The following is a 14,543-nucleotide window of genomic DNA, read 5'->3' as shown; positions in this document are numbered from 1 at the left end:
TCAGTGCTCTCCCTTCAGCCAGGCCACGCCCACCGAGTGCTCGGTGGTGAGGCCCGCGTCGATGTTGTCGGCCATCAGCTTCTCCAGCTTGCCAGCGATCAGCGGCACCTTCACGACCACGTCGAGCTCCTGGACGTACGACGTGCCGGTGCCGGCCGCGGTGAGCCGGATGGTCCCCGTGGCCTTGGTGGGCTTGCCGGGGGCGGTGATCTCGATCGTGCCCGACGAGGTGTCGGCCCACGACTCGCGGACCACGGCCTGGGTGGTGTCGCCGGCGATCTTCTTGGCGATCGCGGGCAGGCCGGCGGTGTTCTGCACCTGGTCGCTGACCAGGGTGAACCCGGCCCCGGCCCCGGCGGGGGTGAGGGTGACGTCGATGGACACGACGTCCTGGGCGGCGCCCACCCTCTCCCGGAAGGCGGGGTCCGCGAGCATCGCGAACACCTCTTCCGGCGGGGCGTCGTAGGCGAGCTCTCGGCGGTATCGCATACGAGACATCATGTCGCACGCCTCGGTTGTGAGCCGTGACGACAAGGTCCTAGTGTCGAGTCGTGTCAATGACGACGCTGCCCTCCTCGCAGGGGGCCGACCGCGACCGCATCTTCGAGCAGGCCGCCGCCGCGGCCGGACCCGCGAAGGGATCAGGGGCGCCGCCCCGTGAGGCGCTGCCCGCGCTGCTGCCGGCCTACTATCGGCACGTCGCCACCGAGGAGCTCGCCGCCCGCGGCGACCTCGACGTCTACGGCGCCTTCGCCTCCCAGTACCACCTCGCGCTCGAGCGGGCCCCGGGCCAGGCCAAGGTCCGGGTCCATACGCCCACCGTGGCCGAGAACGGCTGGTCGGCCGGCGGTCACTCGGTGGTCGAGGTCGTGGTCGACGACATGCCCTTCCTCGTCGACTCGACGACGATGGAGCTGTCCCGCGGCCTCCACGACGTGCGCACCGTCGTGCACCCGACCTTCGACGTACGTCGTGACGAGTCGGGGCGGCTGCTGTCGGCCGAGCCGGTCTCGTCCGGCTCGACGGCGCCCGCCGAGGGCGCGATCCGCGAGTCCTGGATGCACATCGAGATCGGCCGGCTCAGCGGCGAGGGCGACGACAGCCCGGAGCAGGTCGCGGCCGACTGCCGGCGCGTGCTCGGCGACGTGCGCGCCTCGGTCGAGGACTGGCCGGGCATGCAGGCCCGGGTGGCCGACATCGTCACCGCGCTGCAGCAGGACCCGCCGCCGCTGCCCGCCGACGAGGTGCGGCAGGCCGCCGAGCTGCTCGACTGGCTCGCCGACGAGCACTTCACCTTCCTCGGATACCGCGAGTACGTCCTCGACCGGGTGTCCGTCGAGGGCGAGCCCGAGGACGACGTGCTGCGGCCGGTCCCCGGCAGCGGTCTCGGCATCCTGCGCGAGCACCCCGCCGAGGGCGACACCTCGGTGGCCTTCTCCAAGCTTCCCGACGCGGTGAAGGCGAAGGCCCGCGAGAAGCGGCTGCTCGTGCTGGCGAAGGCCAACTCCCGCTCGACGATCCACCGCCCGGCGTACCTCGACTACGTCGGCGTGAAGACCTTCGGCCCGGACGGCGAGGTGGTGGGGGAGCGCCGCTTCCTGGGCCTGCTGTCCAGTGCGGCCTACACCGAGTCGCTGCTCCGGATCCCGCTGCTGCGGGAGAAGGTCGCCGAGGTCCTCGAGCGCGGTGGGTACGACGCCCGCAGCCACGACGGCGCGGCGCTGCTGGACACTCTCGAGACCTACCCGCGCGACGAGCTGTTCCACACCCCGGTCGCCGAGCTGGGCCCGATCGTGGAGGCCGCGATGCAGGCCCGCGAGCGTCGGGCGGTGCGGCTCTTCATCCGGCGCGACACCTACGCCCGCTACCTCTCGGTGCTCGTCTACCTGCCGCGCGACCGCTACAACACCGGCGTCCGGCACCGCTTCGTCGAGATCCTCACCGAGCAGATCGGGAAGGGCCGGATCGGTCCCGACGCGGTCGAGTTCAACGTCAGCATCAACGAGTCGACGACCGCGCGGGTGCACTTCGTCGTCCACCTGCCCAAGGGCGAGCTGATCCCCGACGACATCGACACCGCCGACCTCGAGCGGCGCCTGGTCGAGGCGTCGCGCTCCTGGCAGGAGGACTTCCTGCAGGCCGTGATCGCGGAGTACGGCGAGGAGGCCGGCGCGCTGCTCGGCCGCCGCTACCTCGACGCCTTCCCCGAGGCCTACAAGGAGGACTTCACCCCGCGCACGGCCGCGGTCGACCTCGGCCGGATCGAGGGGATCCGTGGCGACGAGGGCCGCGACCAGTCGCTGTACGCCGAGGTGGACGCCCCCGACGGCGAGGCCCGGCTCAAGATGTTCCGGGTCGGGGAGCCGCTCTCGCTGAGCACGGTGCTGCCGATGCTGGCGTCGATGGGCGTCGAGGTGGTCGACGAGCGTCCCTACGGCCTGACCGGCCTGGGCCGGGTCACCCACATCTACGACTTCGGCCTGCGCTACGGCGAGGTGCTGCCCGACCACGCCCGGGAGCTGTTCGCGTCGGCGATGCGGGCGATGTGGGACGGCCACACCGAGGTCGACGGCTTCAACCGGCTGGTGCTGCGCGCCCAGCTGACCTGGCGCCAGGCGATGCTGCTGCGGGCCTACGCCAAGTACATGAAGCAGGGCAACAGCCCGTTCGCGGTCGACTCCATCGAGCAGGCCCTGGTCGACAACGTCGACCTGGCCCAGCTGCTCGTGGCGCTGTTCGAGGTGCGCTTCGACCCTGCCGCCGAGGCCGACCGGGCCGCGCGGGAGGAGGCACTGGTCGCGCAGGTGCAGGCCGCCCTCGACGACGTGGTCAGCCTGGACCACGACCGGATCCTGCGCTCGTACCTCACCCACATCCGCAGCACCCTGCGCACCAACTACTTCCAGACCGACGACGGGGTCCCGAAGCCGTACCTCTCCCTCAAGCTGGAGCCGTCGGCGATCCCCGACCTGCCCGAGCCGCGGCCGCGCTTCGAGATCTTCGTGTACTCGCCGCGGGTCGAGGGCGTGCACCTGCGCTTCGGCGCCGTCGCCCGCGGCGGACTGCGCTGGTCGGACCGGCGCGACGACTTCCGCACCGAGATCCTCGGCCTGGTCAAGGCGCAGATGGTCAAGAACACCGTCATCGTGCCGGTCGGCGCGAAGGGCGGGTTCTACGCCAAGCAGCTGCCCGACTCCTCCGACCGCGAGGCGTGGCTGGCCGAGGGGGTGGCCTGCTACACCACGTTCATCCGCGGCCTGCTCGACGTGACCGACAACCTGGTGGCCGGCGAGACGGTGCCGCCGCCGGACGTCGTCCGTCATGACGCGGACGACTCCTACCTCGTCGTGGCCGCCGACAAGGGCACCGCGACCTTCTCCGACATCGCCAACGGAGTCTCGGCCGACTACGGCTTCTGGCTGGGCGACGCCTTCGCCAGCGGCGGCTCGGTCGGCTACGACCACAAGGCGATGGGGATCACCGCCAAGGGCGCCTGGGTGTCGGTGCGCCGCCACTTCCGCGAGCTGGGCATCGACTGCCAGAACGAGGACATCACCGTCGTCGGGATCGGCGACATGTCCGGCGACGTGTTCGGCAACGGCATGCTCTGCTCCGAGCACATCCGGCTGGTGGCGGCCTTCGACCACCGCGACATCTTCCTCGACCCCGCGCCCGACGCCGCGGCGTCGTACGCCGAGCGGAGGCGGCTCTTCGACCTGCCCCGGTCCAGCTGGCAGGACTACGACCGGTCCCTCATCTCGCAGGGCGGCGGCGTCTTCCCGCGCAGCGCGAAGTCGATCCCGGTCAGTGCGGAGGTCCGCGCGGTGCTCGGGCTCGACGACGGGGTCACCCGTCTCACCCCGGCCGAGCTGATGAAGGCGATCCTGCTCGCACCCGTCGACCTGCTCTGGAACGGTGGCATCGGCACCTACGTGAAGGCATCGACCGAGACCGACGCCGACGCGGGCGACAAGTCCAACGACGCGATCCGGGTCGACGGCGGTCAGCTCCGGGTGCGCTGCGTGGGGGAGGGCGGCAATCTCGGCTTCACCCAGCGTGGCCGGATCGAGTACGCGCTCGAGGGCGGCCGGATCAACACCGACTTCATCGACAACTCCGCCGGCGTGGACACCTCCGACCACGAGGTGAACCTCAAGATCCTGCTCGACCGGATCGTGGCCGACGGCGACCTGACCGGCAAGCAGCGCAACGAGCTGCTCGCCTCGATGACCGACGAGGTCGCCGAGCTGGTGCTGCGCGACAACTACGACCAGAACCTCGCGCTCGCCAACGCCGCCAAGAATGCCGTCTCGCTGCTGCACGTCCACGAACAGTGGATGCGCGACCTGGAGGCGCAGGGCCTGCTCGACCGCGAGCTCGAGGCGCTGCCCTCGAGCCGCGAGGTCGCCCGCCGGATCGAGGCCGGCGGCACCCTCAGCCAACCGGAGCTCGCGGTGCTGATGGCCTACACCAAGATCGTGCTGGCCGAGGAGCTGCTGTCCTCCGACCTGCCCGAGGACCGCTATCTCGAGCTCGACCTGCAGTCCTACTTCCCGGTGCCGGTCCAGACCGACTTCATGGACCAGGTCGGCGACCACCCGCTGCGCCGCGAGATCATCGTGACCCAGGTCGTCAACGACCTGGTCAACGGCGCCGGCATGACCTACTGGCCGCGGCTGGCCGCCGAGACCGGGGCGAGTGCGGCCGAGCTGACCCGCGCCAACTTCGTGGCGCGCGAGATCTTCGGCTCGCTCGACCTGCGCCGCGAGCTGGAGCAGTACGACAACGTCCTCGACGCGGCGCTGCAGACCCGGATGCGGGTCGAGATGCGCACCCTGGTCGAGCGTGCGTCGCGCTGGCTGGTCACCAACCGGCGGCCGCCGCTCGACAGCCAGGGCAATGTCGAGTTCTTCGCGACCGACGTGCAGGAGACCATGCTGGAGCTGCCCGACCTGCTGACCGGCGCCGAGCTGGCGGCGTACGAGGCCCGGCGCACGTCCCTGGTCAACCAGGACGTTCCCGAGGACCTCGCCAGCCGGGTCGCGTCGTTCGACGTCGCCTACACGCTGCTCAACGTCGTCGAGATCGCCGACAGCCACGAGCTCTCGCCGGCCGAGGTCGCGCGGGTGCACTTCGCGCTGGGGGAGCGGCTCGGCCTGTCCGTGCTGCAGCGCCGGATCGTGGACCTGCCGCGCGCCGACCAGTGGCAGACCATGGCGCGGGCCGCGCTGCGCGACGACCTGTACGCCGTGCACGCCCGGCTCACCGCCGAGGTGCTGGAGGCCACCGGCGAGCTCGACGGCACCGACGACCCGGCCGAGGCGGCGTCCCGGCGGGTCGCCGCCTGGGAGGCCCAGGCCGGCGGCGTGGTCGACAAGGCGATCGGCGCGCTCGCAGCGGTCTGCGCCGACGAGCCGGCCGACATCGCGAAGGTCTCCGTCGGGCTGCGGGTGGTGCGAGGCCTGCTCGCCTGAGCTCCGGCTAGGGTCGTCGGCGATGACTGCCATCCACGTGACCGGACTGACTAAGCGGTACGGCGACCTGGTCGCCGTCGACCAGGTGAGCCTCGACGTCGCCGAGGGGGAGTTCGTCGGGGTGCTCGGACCCAACGGCGCCGGCAAGACCACGCTCCTGGAGATGGTCGAGGGGTTGCGTCAGCCGGACGCCGGCGGGGTCGAGGTGCTCGGCGAGCCGGTGTGGCCGCGCAACCCGTGGCTCCAGCCCCGGATCGGCGTCCAGCTCCAGGCGTCGTCGTTCTTCGAGCGGCTGACCGCCCGGGAGCAGATCCGCACCTTCGCCAGCCTGTACGGCGTCGGCCGCGCCACCGCCGACGACTGGCTGGAGCGGGTGGGACTGACCGACAAGGCGGAGAGCCGGGTCGAGGATCTCTCGGGCGGCCAGGCGCAACGGCTGTCCATCGCCTGCGCCCTGGTGCACGACCCGGAGCTGGTCTTCCTCGACGAGCCCACGGCGGCGCTGGATCCGCAGGCGCGGCGCAACCTGTGGGATCTGCTGTCCTCGATCAACGAGAGCGGCCGCACCGTGGTGCTGACCACCCACTACATGGACGAGGCGGAGGTGCTCTGCGACCGGGTCGCGGTGATGGACCACGGCCGGATCCTCCAGTTCGACACCCCGGCCGCACTGGTCCGTGGCCTCGACGCCCCGGCTCGGATCCGGGTCGCCCCGGGCGCGCTCACCGCCGCCCAGGCCACCGCCATCCCCGGGGTGGTCGAGGTCGACGAGGACGTCGACGGCGTCGTCCTGGTCACCCGCGACCCGGCCGGCGTCGTCGGCGCCCTCGCCGCGGGGGACCACCTCGACGGCGTGACCGTGCAGACCGGCACCTTGGAGGACGTGTTCCTCTCCCTGACCGGACGGGAGTACCGCGCATGAGCGGCGAGCGGCAGTCGGCGTTCTGGGCACTCTCGGTCGCGATCCTGCGCGGCTTCCTGCGCGACAAGGCGGCGGTCTTCTTCGCCGTCGTGTTCCCGCTCATGTTCCTGGTCCTGTTCGGTGGCATCCTCGGCAACCAGGACCAGTCGAAGGTCGACCTGATCCAGGTCGGTGCCGTCCCGCTCATCGAGGACCTGCCCGACGCCGCGGCCGACGCCTTCCGCGAGACCTTCCGGGTCGAGCGGACCAGCGACCTGGCCGCTGCCCTCGAGCAGGTCCGCAAGGGCGACGCCGACGTCGCCATCGAGCAGCAGGGCGCGGACCTGGTCGCCCACTACACCCAGACCGACCAGGTCAAGGCGGCCGTCACCCAGGGCACGCTGCGCGCCTTCGTCGACGGCGCCAACGTCGCCGCCACCGGCCAGCCGCCAGCGTACTCCTTCACGGCGGAGCGGGTCGAGGACGAGTCGCTGTCGGTCATCCAGTTCGTCACGCCCGGCCTGCTCGGCTGGGCGGTCGCGATGAGCGCCGCCTTCGGCTCCGCCGCCACCCTGCAGGGCTGGCGCCAGTCCAAGCTGCTGCGCCGCCTCCAGCTGGCCCCCGTCGGCACCGGCACCATCGTCGGCGCCCGGGTCGCCGTGACCCTGCTCATCGCGTTCGGCCAGCTCGCCATCTTCCTCGGCCTCGGCGCCGCGGCGTTCGGGCTCACCCTCACCGGCTCGTGGTGGATGGCCCTCCCGCTGGTCGCCGTCGGCACCCTGTGCTTCATGGCGCTCGGACTGCTCGCCGGCGCGCTCGCCAAGACCACCGAGGGCGCGGTCAACCTCGCCAACTTCCTGGTCCTCCCGATGGCCTTCCTCAGCGGCTCCTTCTTCCCGCTCGACGGCACTCCCACCTGGCTGCAGCGGCTCTCGGACCTGATGCCGCTCAAGCACTTCAACACCGGCATGCTCGACGTGATGGTCCGCGGTGAGGGTCCCGCCGCCGCCCTCGCGCCGCTCGGGATCCTGGCGGGCTTCGCGGTCGTGGTCACCCTGCTCGCCGCGCGGCTGTTCCGGTGGGAGACCACCTGAGGACCGGCCTTCAGGCGGCGTAGTCGTCGGCGAGGACGATCGCCTGCTGGGCGTGGAGGTGGTACTCGGCTCGGGTGATGGGTCGGGTGCCGCCGCCGGTGACGAGGCGGTAGAGGCCGTGGGGTGTGCCCCAGACCCAGCGGTCGGGTCCGAGCTGTAGGACGGTGTAGCCGAGGTGGGTCTTGGCTCGGTGGTGGTGTCGAGTGAGTGGGGTGTCGTTGTGGTCGCCGGTCTGGCCGGGTGGTCCGTTGTCGTCGTAGGGCGTGGTGTGGTCGTGGTCCGGTGTCCGGCCGTGTCTCGTGAAGAGGCCGGTGGCGTGGGGGAAGACGTCGCCGAGCGTCCTGAGCTCGGTGCGGTGCTTGACGTCGGTGGGGTGCTCGTAGCCGTTGACCGAGCGGCCGGTGTGGAGGTCGATGACCGGGGTGAGGGTGACGGCGGTCTGGCGGCGCAACAGGTCGCGGACCTGGTCGAGGAGTCGGGGACCGAGGTCGTCGACGCGGGCGAGGGGGCCGAGGGTGCCGTCGGCCTGCTGGGCGACGTGGACGACGATCTCCGCCGCGCCCCCAGTCGTGGCGTCGGCTTCGTGTTCGTCAGGAGCCTCGATCGAGCGGTAGAACGCGAGCACGGCGGCGGGGTCGGCGAGCATCGCGAACGCCTCGGCGCGCCAGTGGTCCATCGGCAACGGGTCCTGCCCGTCGAGAGGTGGGGTGGCGTGCGCGGCCAGTGCGGTGGCGAGGTCCTCGACCGTGCGGGCGCACTCGAGGGCGTCGGCCTCGTCGAGGCGGGCGAACACGGTCCCGATCCCTGCTTGGCTGTCGGTGTTGGCGTCGGGGTCGTCGACCTGGCCACCGGAGCGGGGTCGGGAGAACCAGACGCCCTTCTTGTCCTGGTTGGCCTTGATCCGTTCGGTGTGGGCGGCGGTGTCGGCCTCGATGACCTTGGCCTCGGCGATCGCCAGGACCCGCGCGGGTGCTGCGTCCAACGCAGCAGCGACCGCGGTGTCGACGAGCCGGATCTGGTGCCGGTCGAGGCGACGCGCCATCCGGGCGACCTTGCGCACCACCCACACCTCGCACCGGCCTTCGCCGACGCCGGCCCAGACCTGGGGGAGGCGGTGGCGCAGGTCGAGGGCGTCGGCCAGCGCCCGGCGTGTGGTCATCACGGCCTCGTGGCGCGCGATCGCGATCTCGACCAGCGCGAGGTCCTGGACCTGTGGTGTGCCGTCACCGCCGAGGGCGATGAGCCGCGGACCGCCGAACCTGGCAGGCACCGCGTCGGGCTCGGCCTGCGGGTCACCGGAATGCAGGTCGGCCCAGGCGAGCAACAGCTCGAGCTTGTCGACCTCGACCTGGCGGGCCATCCGGACGCGGTCCTCGGAAGCGCGGAGCAGCTGCTCCGGCGTGGCTTCCGAGAGGTCCGAGATCACCACCTCATGGTATTCGAACATCCGTTCGAGTGCAACGCGATCTCGGGCGCTTTCGCGTTGTTTCTCGGGTGTGTCGAGGGTGGCCGAGTAGTTTCAGCAAAGGTGATCTCCTGTGGGCCACGCCATCGTGGACCGCACCCCGCAGCTCGGCTTGGCAGAACGGTGGCTGACGGCGGGAGCGGTCTTCCAGAACGTCTGGAACGCGGTCGACGGTCGGCCTCCGGGATATGGAGTCAAGGACTACGACATCTTCTACTTCGACGACTCCGACCTGTCGTGGGAGGCGGAGGATCGCATCGTCTCCGCGGCGGAGACCCTGTTCGGAGACCTCGTCGCCACGGTCGAGGTGCGCAATGAGGCCCGCGTTCATCTCTGGTACGAGGAGAGGTTCGGCACGCCCACCGAGCCGTTCGCCAGCGCGGCCGACGCCATCTGCTCCTTCGCGTCGACGACCTGCTCCGTCGGCGTCACTCGCGACGGGGAGAGCCTCCGTGTCTACGCACCTCATGGCTTGGCGGACATCTTGGCGCTGCACATGCGGCCCCACCGTCGCCTCGCGCCTCGCTCGGTGTACGAGACGGCGGGTCGACCGGCGCCCGCACACCGTGGTCGAGGCTCGTCGTCGGCGCTCGTCGTATCCCGAACAGCGCGCCGTCTGACGCAATAGGCTGCGACGGTGCTCGACTTCGCGGTCCTCCTGGCCCTGCTCGCGCTGATCATCGTCGTCGCGCGCCTGGCCGGCGCCGCGGTGGCCCGGATCGGCATCCCGCCGGTGGTCGGCGAGATCGCGGCCGGGGTGCTGCTGGGGCCCAGCCTGCTCGGCGTACAGCTCAGCCAGGACCTGTTCCCGGTCGACCAGCGCGGCTTCCTCGACGTGCTCGCCCGGGTCGGCCTGGTGCTGTTCATGTTCGTGGTCGGGCTCGAGCTCGACCTCTCGCTGGTCCGCGGCCGCGAGAAGGTCGCGGTGTCGGTGTCGCTGACCTCGATCGCGCTGCCCTTCGCCCTCGGCATCGGGCTGGCCCACCTGTTCGTCAGCAGCGGCGCCACCGAGGCGCTGAAGCCGGCCGACGCGGAGTTCTGGCCGTTCGCGCTGTTCATGGGCGCCGCGATGTCGATCACCGCGTTCCCGGTGCTGGCGCGGATCCTCACCGACCGCAGGATGCACCGCACCGAGACCGGCGGCCTGGCGCTCGCCTGCGCCGCGACCGACGACATCATCGCCTGGACGCTGCTGGCCGTCGTGCTCGCGATCGCGGGGGTGGACGCCGGTCACGGGCACCTGCCGGCCTGGGCGATCTACCTCGCCGTCCCGTTCGTCGCCGTCGCCGTGTTCGTGGTGCGCCCCGCCCTCTCCGGCCTGACCCGCGCCTACCAGCGCGCCGGCGAGCTGACGCCCACCATCTTGTCGGTCGTGCTCGTCGGGATGCTGCTCTTCTCGGCCACCACCGAGGTCCTCGGCATCCACTACATCTTCGGCGCCTTCCTCTTCGGCGCGATCATCCCCCACGAGAACGCCGCGGCCCTGCGCCACGAGATCCTGGTCCGTCTCGAGCAGATCTCGGTACTTCTGCTGCTGCCGGTGTTCTTCCTGCTCTCCGGCCTCAAGGTCGACATCCGCGGGCTGGGGACCGAGCACATCGTCCCGATGCTGGGCATCCTCGCGGTCGCCATCGTCGGCAAGTATGTCGGTGCGTACGTCGGCGCGCGGCTCCAGCAGGTCCCGCACTGGCAGGCCAGCTCGCTCGGGCTGCTGATGAACACCCGCGGGCTGACCGAGCTGATCATCCTCAACGTCGGCCTGGAGAAGGGCCTGCTCAGCCAGGAGCTGTTCACCATGATGGTGGTGATGGCGCTGGTCACGACGGTGATGACCGGTCCGCTGCTGTCGTTCGTCTACCCCCAGCGCCGGGTCGCCCGCGACATCGCCGAGGCGGAGCGGGCCGCCCTCGGCGCCGAGGCCGTCGACCGGATCCTGGTCCTGGCCCGCGACGGCCAGGACAACCGGCTGCCGGTGGAGCTCGCCGTGGCCGCGCTCGCCGGCGCCCGGCCCGCCGAGATCGTGCTCGCCGACCTCACGCCGCAGGGGCGGCCGCTCGAGGTCGGCAGCGGGCTCTCCCTCGACCTCGCCGAGATGGCCGCGGCGATGGAGCGCCAGCAGGTCCTGGTCCACCTCGGCGAGGAGCTCGGCGTACCCGTCCGGGTGATCGCGCACCCCAGCGCCGACGTCGAGCAGGACCTGGTCGAGCTGGTCGGCGCACTCGCCCCGCAGGGCCTGGTCGCCTGGTCCGACGACCCGTCGCTCGCCGCCGTCGTGGCCGCCAACGAGTCCCCGGTCGTCGTGGTCGCCGCCGGTACGACGCCGCCCGCCCCCGACGCGCCGGTGGTCGTCGACTGGGCGCCCGGCAGCGACGGCGAGGCCGCCGTCGTCCACGGTGCCCGGGTCGCGCTCGCCCGAGGCGCCACGCTCGCGCTGCGCGGCGAGGGTGGCCGTCGCCAGGCCGCTGTCCGCTCGGCACTGGAGGCGCGGGGGGTGCGGTTCGCGGACCCGGCGGCCGACGCGGGCCCGCTGGCCGCCGTCCCGCTGGAGGTCGGGGCGTTCGGCGGGGGTGCCGCCGTCCGGGTGCGGGCCGAGCTGGACGCGGCGCCGGTCGACTTCGGAGCCGTGCCGCTCGCCGCGGAGGCGGTCGTGTAGGGCGGGGCCTAGCCGCGCCGCCCGACCCGCTCGGCGAAGGCGTCGAGTGCGTCGATCACCTCGGCGGCGACCCAGACCCGGTTGCGTCGTCCGCCTCCCACGCGGCTGAGGATGCCGGCCGCCTCCAGCTGCTCGACCGCCCGTTGGGCGGCCGAGAGGGCGACGCCGGTCGCCCCCTGGACGTAGGCCACGTCGACGGCGGGCTGGCTCAGCAGATGGGGAAGCAGCTGCCGCGCCGCCGATCCGCGGCGCGAGGGGAGCCGGTCGCTCCAGGCCTGGTGGACCTCCTCGAGATCGTCGATCAGTCGGCGCCCGTTGCCGATGGCGCGGAACGAGGCGTCGACGAACTGCCGGATGATCGTCTCGACGATCCCGCGGCGGTAGTCGGTGAGCGCGTCGAAGTACGCCGAGGTGTCGGTCAGCAGGCCTGCCGATACCGGGACCGTCAGAGTCCGGGTGACGCCGGCGCCGCGCAGCATCGCATGGACCAGCGTGCGGCCCGTCCGCCCGTTGCCGTCGTTGAACGGGTGGATGGTCTCGAACTGGGCATGCGCGATCGCGACCTGCACCAGCGCCGGCAGGTCGGCGCGGTGCACGAAGGCGATGAGGTCGTCGAGGGCTGCCGGAACCCGGCTGGGATGGGGTGGCACGAAGGACGCGGTGTGCGGACTCCGTGCGGTGCTGCCGATCCACACCTGCTGGTCCCGCAGCCGACCGGGCGCGGCGTAGGCGTGGGGGCCCAGCAGTGCCTCGTGCGCCGCGAGGATCGCCTCGACGTCGATCGCGTCGGCCAGCTCGATGGCTCGTCGCAGGGCAGTGACGTTGGCGGTGACCAGCCGCGCGTTCGGCCCGGCCTGGGCGTCGATGGCGGCCAGCGCGAGGGCGCGAGCGCCGGCCGTGACGCCCTCGATCTCGGAGGAGGAGGCGGACTCGGTGCGCAGCAGCACCGAGGCCAGCGGGGCGATCTCCGCAACCGGTGCCGCGCCCTCCTGGGCCGCGCGCCGCTCGGCGAGGGCGGTGACCTCGGCGTCGAAGCGAGTGATCTCGCGGACCGCATCCTCCGCCTCCGCCTGGAGTGCGGCGTCGACGCGGACGTCCAGCCCGGCGATGGCGGCCGGCACGGCGGCCTGGTACGGACCGCGGGCGGCGAGCGACTGGCGGCGCGATGCCGGGAGGTCCGGCGCGCGGTCCCAGGCATGCTGCTCCCAGCCGAGCACGAACCCGGACTGGACGCCGCCGCGCTCCTGGCTCACCCCGCCACGTTACACCACTTTATTCGACAAAGTGGTGTAACCGTTCAGCCGGTGGCGTTGCCGGCATGGGTGTTGAACGCCAGCGTGCGGTGGCCGATCCGGACCCGCGTGCCCTGCACCAGCACCTGCTCGCTGCCGGGCGGCATCCGCACCCAGTCGGGCGTCTTCGGCAGGTGCACGTAGGTGCCATTGGTCGAGTTGTTGTCGTGGAGCACGACGTCCCAGCCCCGCAGCTCGAGCCGGGCGTGCACCCGCGACACCTGGTTGGACTGGTCGATGATCGGCAGCGGGCGGAACTCCCCGGAGACGATCCGCTCGTCGGGGGCCGGGTCGCGCCCGAGCAGGTACGGCGTGTCCAGCTGGAACACCGCGCCGTCGTCGAGCACGATCACGCCCAGCGGCGGCCGCGGACCGTTCACCAGGACCGGAGTCTGCTGGACCATGTTGATCCCGCAGATCCCGCAGAAGAGCACCCGCGGGTCGTTGAAGTGCTGGTTCTTGCAGTACACGCCCCGCACCTGCGCGTGGGCGTGGTCGTCGTGGACCTGGGCCGCGTCCTCCACGATCGGCAGCGGCTCGAAGTCGTCGAGGTCCTCGTCGACCTCGCTCATCAGCACCGACTGGAAGCTCACCTGCTCGTCGGCCGGCGCGGGCGGCAGGGGGCGGCCCGCGACCGGCGCCACGACCGGGATCTCCGGCTCGACGACCGGCTCGACGACCGGCTCCGGCGCCGCCCGGACCTGGGTCGCCGGGCGGACCGGCTCGGCCGGCGTGCCGTCGCCGGAGGGCACCGCGAACGACCCGGCCGGCACCACCCCGCCGTCGAGTCGGTACGACGACCCGTCGGCCGGCGCCACGACGCCCGGCAGCGATGCCGAAACCGAGGTCACCGGCCACGGGATCAGCCGCTCGACCCAGGCCAGCGAGCCCGCGCCACTGATCTCCTCGCCGTCGACCCGCACCACGACGTCGCCGTCGACGAAGACCGCCAGTCCGGTGGTGTGGGGCGCGATCGCGGCGAAGCCGGGGGACTGGTCGACGGCAGTCGACAGCATCAGCGCGAACCCGCGGACCAGCTGGCGGCCCTGGCCGCCGTTGGCGGCCACCATCTCCGCGTGCTCGAGATACGGGCGCACGACGTCGGGGTCGTCGGACCCGACGAGGAGCACGACCGGCCCGAACCGGGCGAGGGTGCCGCCTCCGGGACCGGGCACCACCGTCGCCGCGGTCCAGTCGTCTGCCGAGGTGTGCCTCGTCATCGTCAAATGATCCTTCCGCCGAAGAAGCGCCACCGGATGAACGGGACCCGCATCGGGCCGTTGGTCCAGACCCAGATGACCAGCCAGATCACCGAGAAGTCGATGAAGAAGGCCCAGAACGGCACGCCGTCGTAGGGGTAGTCGATGCCGGGCACCAGCTCCAGGTCGAGCAGCAGCCAGACCAGCGCGCCCTCGTTGAGCGCGGTGATCAGGCCGAACATGGTGGGCCAGTCCTTCTCCCACCGCAGCTGCTGGATCGCGTGGTAGACCAGCTCCCAGAGCACGCCGAGCACGAGCACCGCCGCGAGGATGAGGTACGTCGTGCGGTAGTCGGGGTCGCCGGGGAGGATCGGCGTCAGCACCAGCGTGATCAGCCCGCCGAAGACGACGAGCATGAAGATCCGGGTCTGCAGCCGGCCGTTGAGGGTGGGCAGCATCAGGCAC

10 protein-coding genes are annotated in these 14,543 nt (G+C 71.9%); 5 read left to right on the top strand and 5 right to left on the bottom strand.

Annotation, left to right across the window (positions count from 1 at the left end; all coding sequences use genetic code 11):
* Positions 1-489, bottom strand: coding sequence for a DUF2505 domain-containing protein (locus JOD66_RS03670; protein ID WP_204835577.1), 489 nt, complete (start codon positions 487-489; stop codon positions 1-3).
* Positions 490-557: 68 nt separating this feature from the next.
* Here JOD66_RS03670 and JOD66_RS03665 point away from each other — a divergent pair, with 68 nt between their 5' ends.
* From JOD66_RS03665 to JOD66_RS03655, 3 genes are read left to right on the top strand one after another with little or no spacing between them, the layout of a single operon-like run.
* Complete coding sequence (locus JOD66_RS03665; RefSeq protein WP_204835576.1) at positions 558-5,474, top strand: NAD-glutamate dehydrogenase; 4,917 nt, start codon at positions 558-560, stop codon at positions 5,472-5,474.
* A gap of 22 nt (positions 5,475-5,496) precedes the next feature.
* Positions 5,497-6,396, top strand: coding sequence for an ABC transporter ATP-binding protein (locus JOD66_RS03660; RefSeq protein WP_204835575.1), 900 nt, complete (start codon positions 5,497-5,499; stop codon positions 6,394-6,396).
* Positions 6,393-7,469, top strand: coding sequence for an ABC transporter permease (locus JOD66_RS03655; protein WP_204835574.1), 1,077 nt, complete (start codon positions 6,393-6,395; stop codon positions 7,467-7,469). The genes JOD66_RS03660 and JOD66_RS03655 overlap by 4 nt, the downstream gene beginning before the upstream one ends.
* Positions 7,470-7,479: 10 nt before the next feature.
* On the opposite strand, the gene JOD66_RS03650 is transcribed toward JOD66_RS03655, so the two are convergent.
* Positions 7,480-8,916 carry a hypothetical protein gene (locus JOD66_RS03650; protein WP_204835573.1) on the bottom strand — a complete coding sequence of 479 codons (1,437 nt, stop codon included), beginning with the start codon at positions 8,914-8,916 and terminating at the stop codon, positions 7,480-7,482.
* Between the two features lie 91 nt (positions 8,917-9,007).
* Here JOD66_RS03650 and JOD66_RS03645 point away from each other — a divergent pair, with 91 nt between their 5' ends.
* Together JOD66_RS03645 and JOD66_RS03640 are read left to right on the top strand one after the other, a co-directional pair.
* Positions 9,008-9,562, top strand: coding sequence for a nucleotidyltransferase family protein (locus JOD66_RS03645; protein WP_204835572.1), 555 nt, complete (start codon positions 9,008-9,010; stop codon positions 9,560-9,562).
* A gap of 9 nt (positions 9,563-9,571) precedes the next feature.
* The gene (locus tag JOD66_RS03640; RefSeq protein WP_204835571.1) at positions 9,572-11,587 is read left to right on the top strand and encodes a cation:proton antiporter domain-containing protein; all 2,016 of its coding nucleotides are present in this window, start codon (positions 9,572-9,574) and stop codon (positions 11,585-11,587) included.
* A gap of 8 nt (positions 11,588-11,595) precedes the next feature.
* Here JOD66_RS03640 and JOD66_RS29350 read toward each other — a convergent pair whose 3' ends face one another.
* Genes JOD66_RS29350 through JOD66_RS03625 form a run of 3 tightly spaced genes read right to left on the bottom strand, consistent with a single transcriptional unit; the run spans position 11,596 to position 14,536 of the window.
* Positions 11,596-12,840 (bottom strand): Fic family protein, encoded by a 1,245-nt coding sequence (locus tag JOD66_RS29350; protein ID WP_204835570.1) that lies wholly within the window; start codon positions 12,838-12,840, stop codon positions 11,596-11,598.
* 44 nt (positions 12,841-12,884) lie between these two features.
* A complete protein-coding gene (locus JOD66_RS03630) occupies positions 12,885-14,099 on the bottom strand; it encodes an FHA domain-containing protein (protein ID WP_204835569.1) in 1,215 nt (404 codons plus the stop codon).
* Positions 14,100-14,101: 2 nt separating this feature from the next.
* A complete protein-coding gene (locus tag JOD66_RS03625) occupies positions 14,102-14,536 on the bottom strand; it encodes a hypothetical protein (RefSeq protein ID WP_204835568.1) in 435 nt (144 codons plus the stop codon).
* Positions 14,537-14,543: the final 7 nt, after the last annotated feature.

Origin of the sequence: Nocardioides nitrophenolicus, from assembly GCF_016907515.1 — a bacterium.
Classification (GTDB): Bacteria; Actinomycetota; Actinomycetes; order Propionibacteriales; family Nocardioidaceae; genus Nocardioides; species Nocardioides nitrophenolicus.
This window is presented reverse-complemented; position numbering and strand designations above follow the sequence as displayed.

Bases quoted from the DNA above. Each gene is read 5' to 3' on its own strand.
- JOD66_RS03650 (WP_204835573.1), bottom strand. From the start codon at position 8,916: ATGTTCGAATACCATGAGGTGGTGATCTCGGACCTCTCGGAAGCCACG.
- JOD66_RS03630 (WP_204835569.1), bottom strand. From the start codon at position 14,099: ATGACGAGGCACACCTCGGCAGACGACTGGACCGCGGCGACGGTGGTG.
- JOD66_RS03625 (WP_204835568.1), bottom strand. From the start codon at position 14,536: ATGCTGCCCACCCTCAACGGCCGGCTGCAGACCCGGATCTTCATGCTC.
- JOD66_RS03655 (WP_204835574.1), top strand. From the start codon at position 6,393: ATGAGCGGCGAGCGGCAGTCGGCGTTCTGGGCACTCTCGGTCGCGATC.
- JOD66_RS03665 (WP_204835576.1), top strand. From the start codon at position 558: ATGACGACGCTGCCCTCCTCGCAGGGGGCCGACCGCGACCGCATCTTC.
- JOD66_RS03660 (WP_204835575.1), top strand. From the start codon at position 5,497: ATGACTGCCATCCACGTGACCGGACTGACTAAGCGGTACGGCGACCTG.
- JOD66_RS03670 (WP_204835577.1), bottom strand. From the start codon at position 489: ATGCGATACCGCCGAGAGCTCGCCTACGACGCCCCGCCGGAAGAGGTG.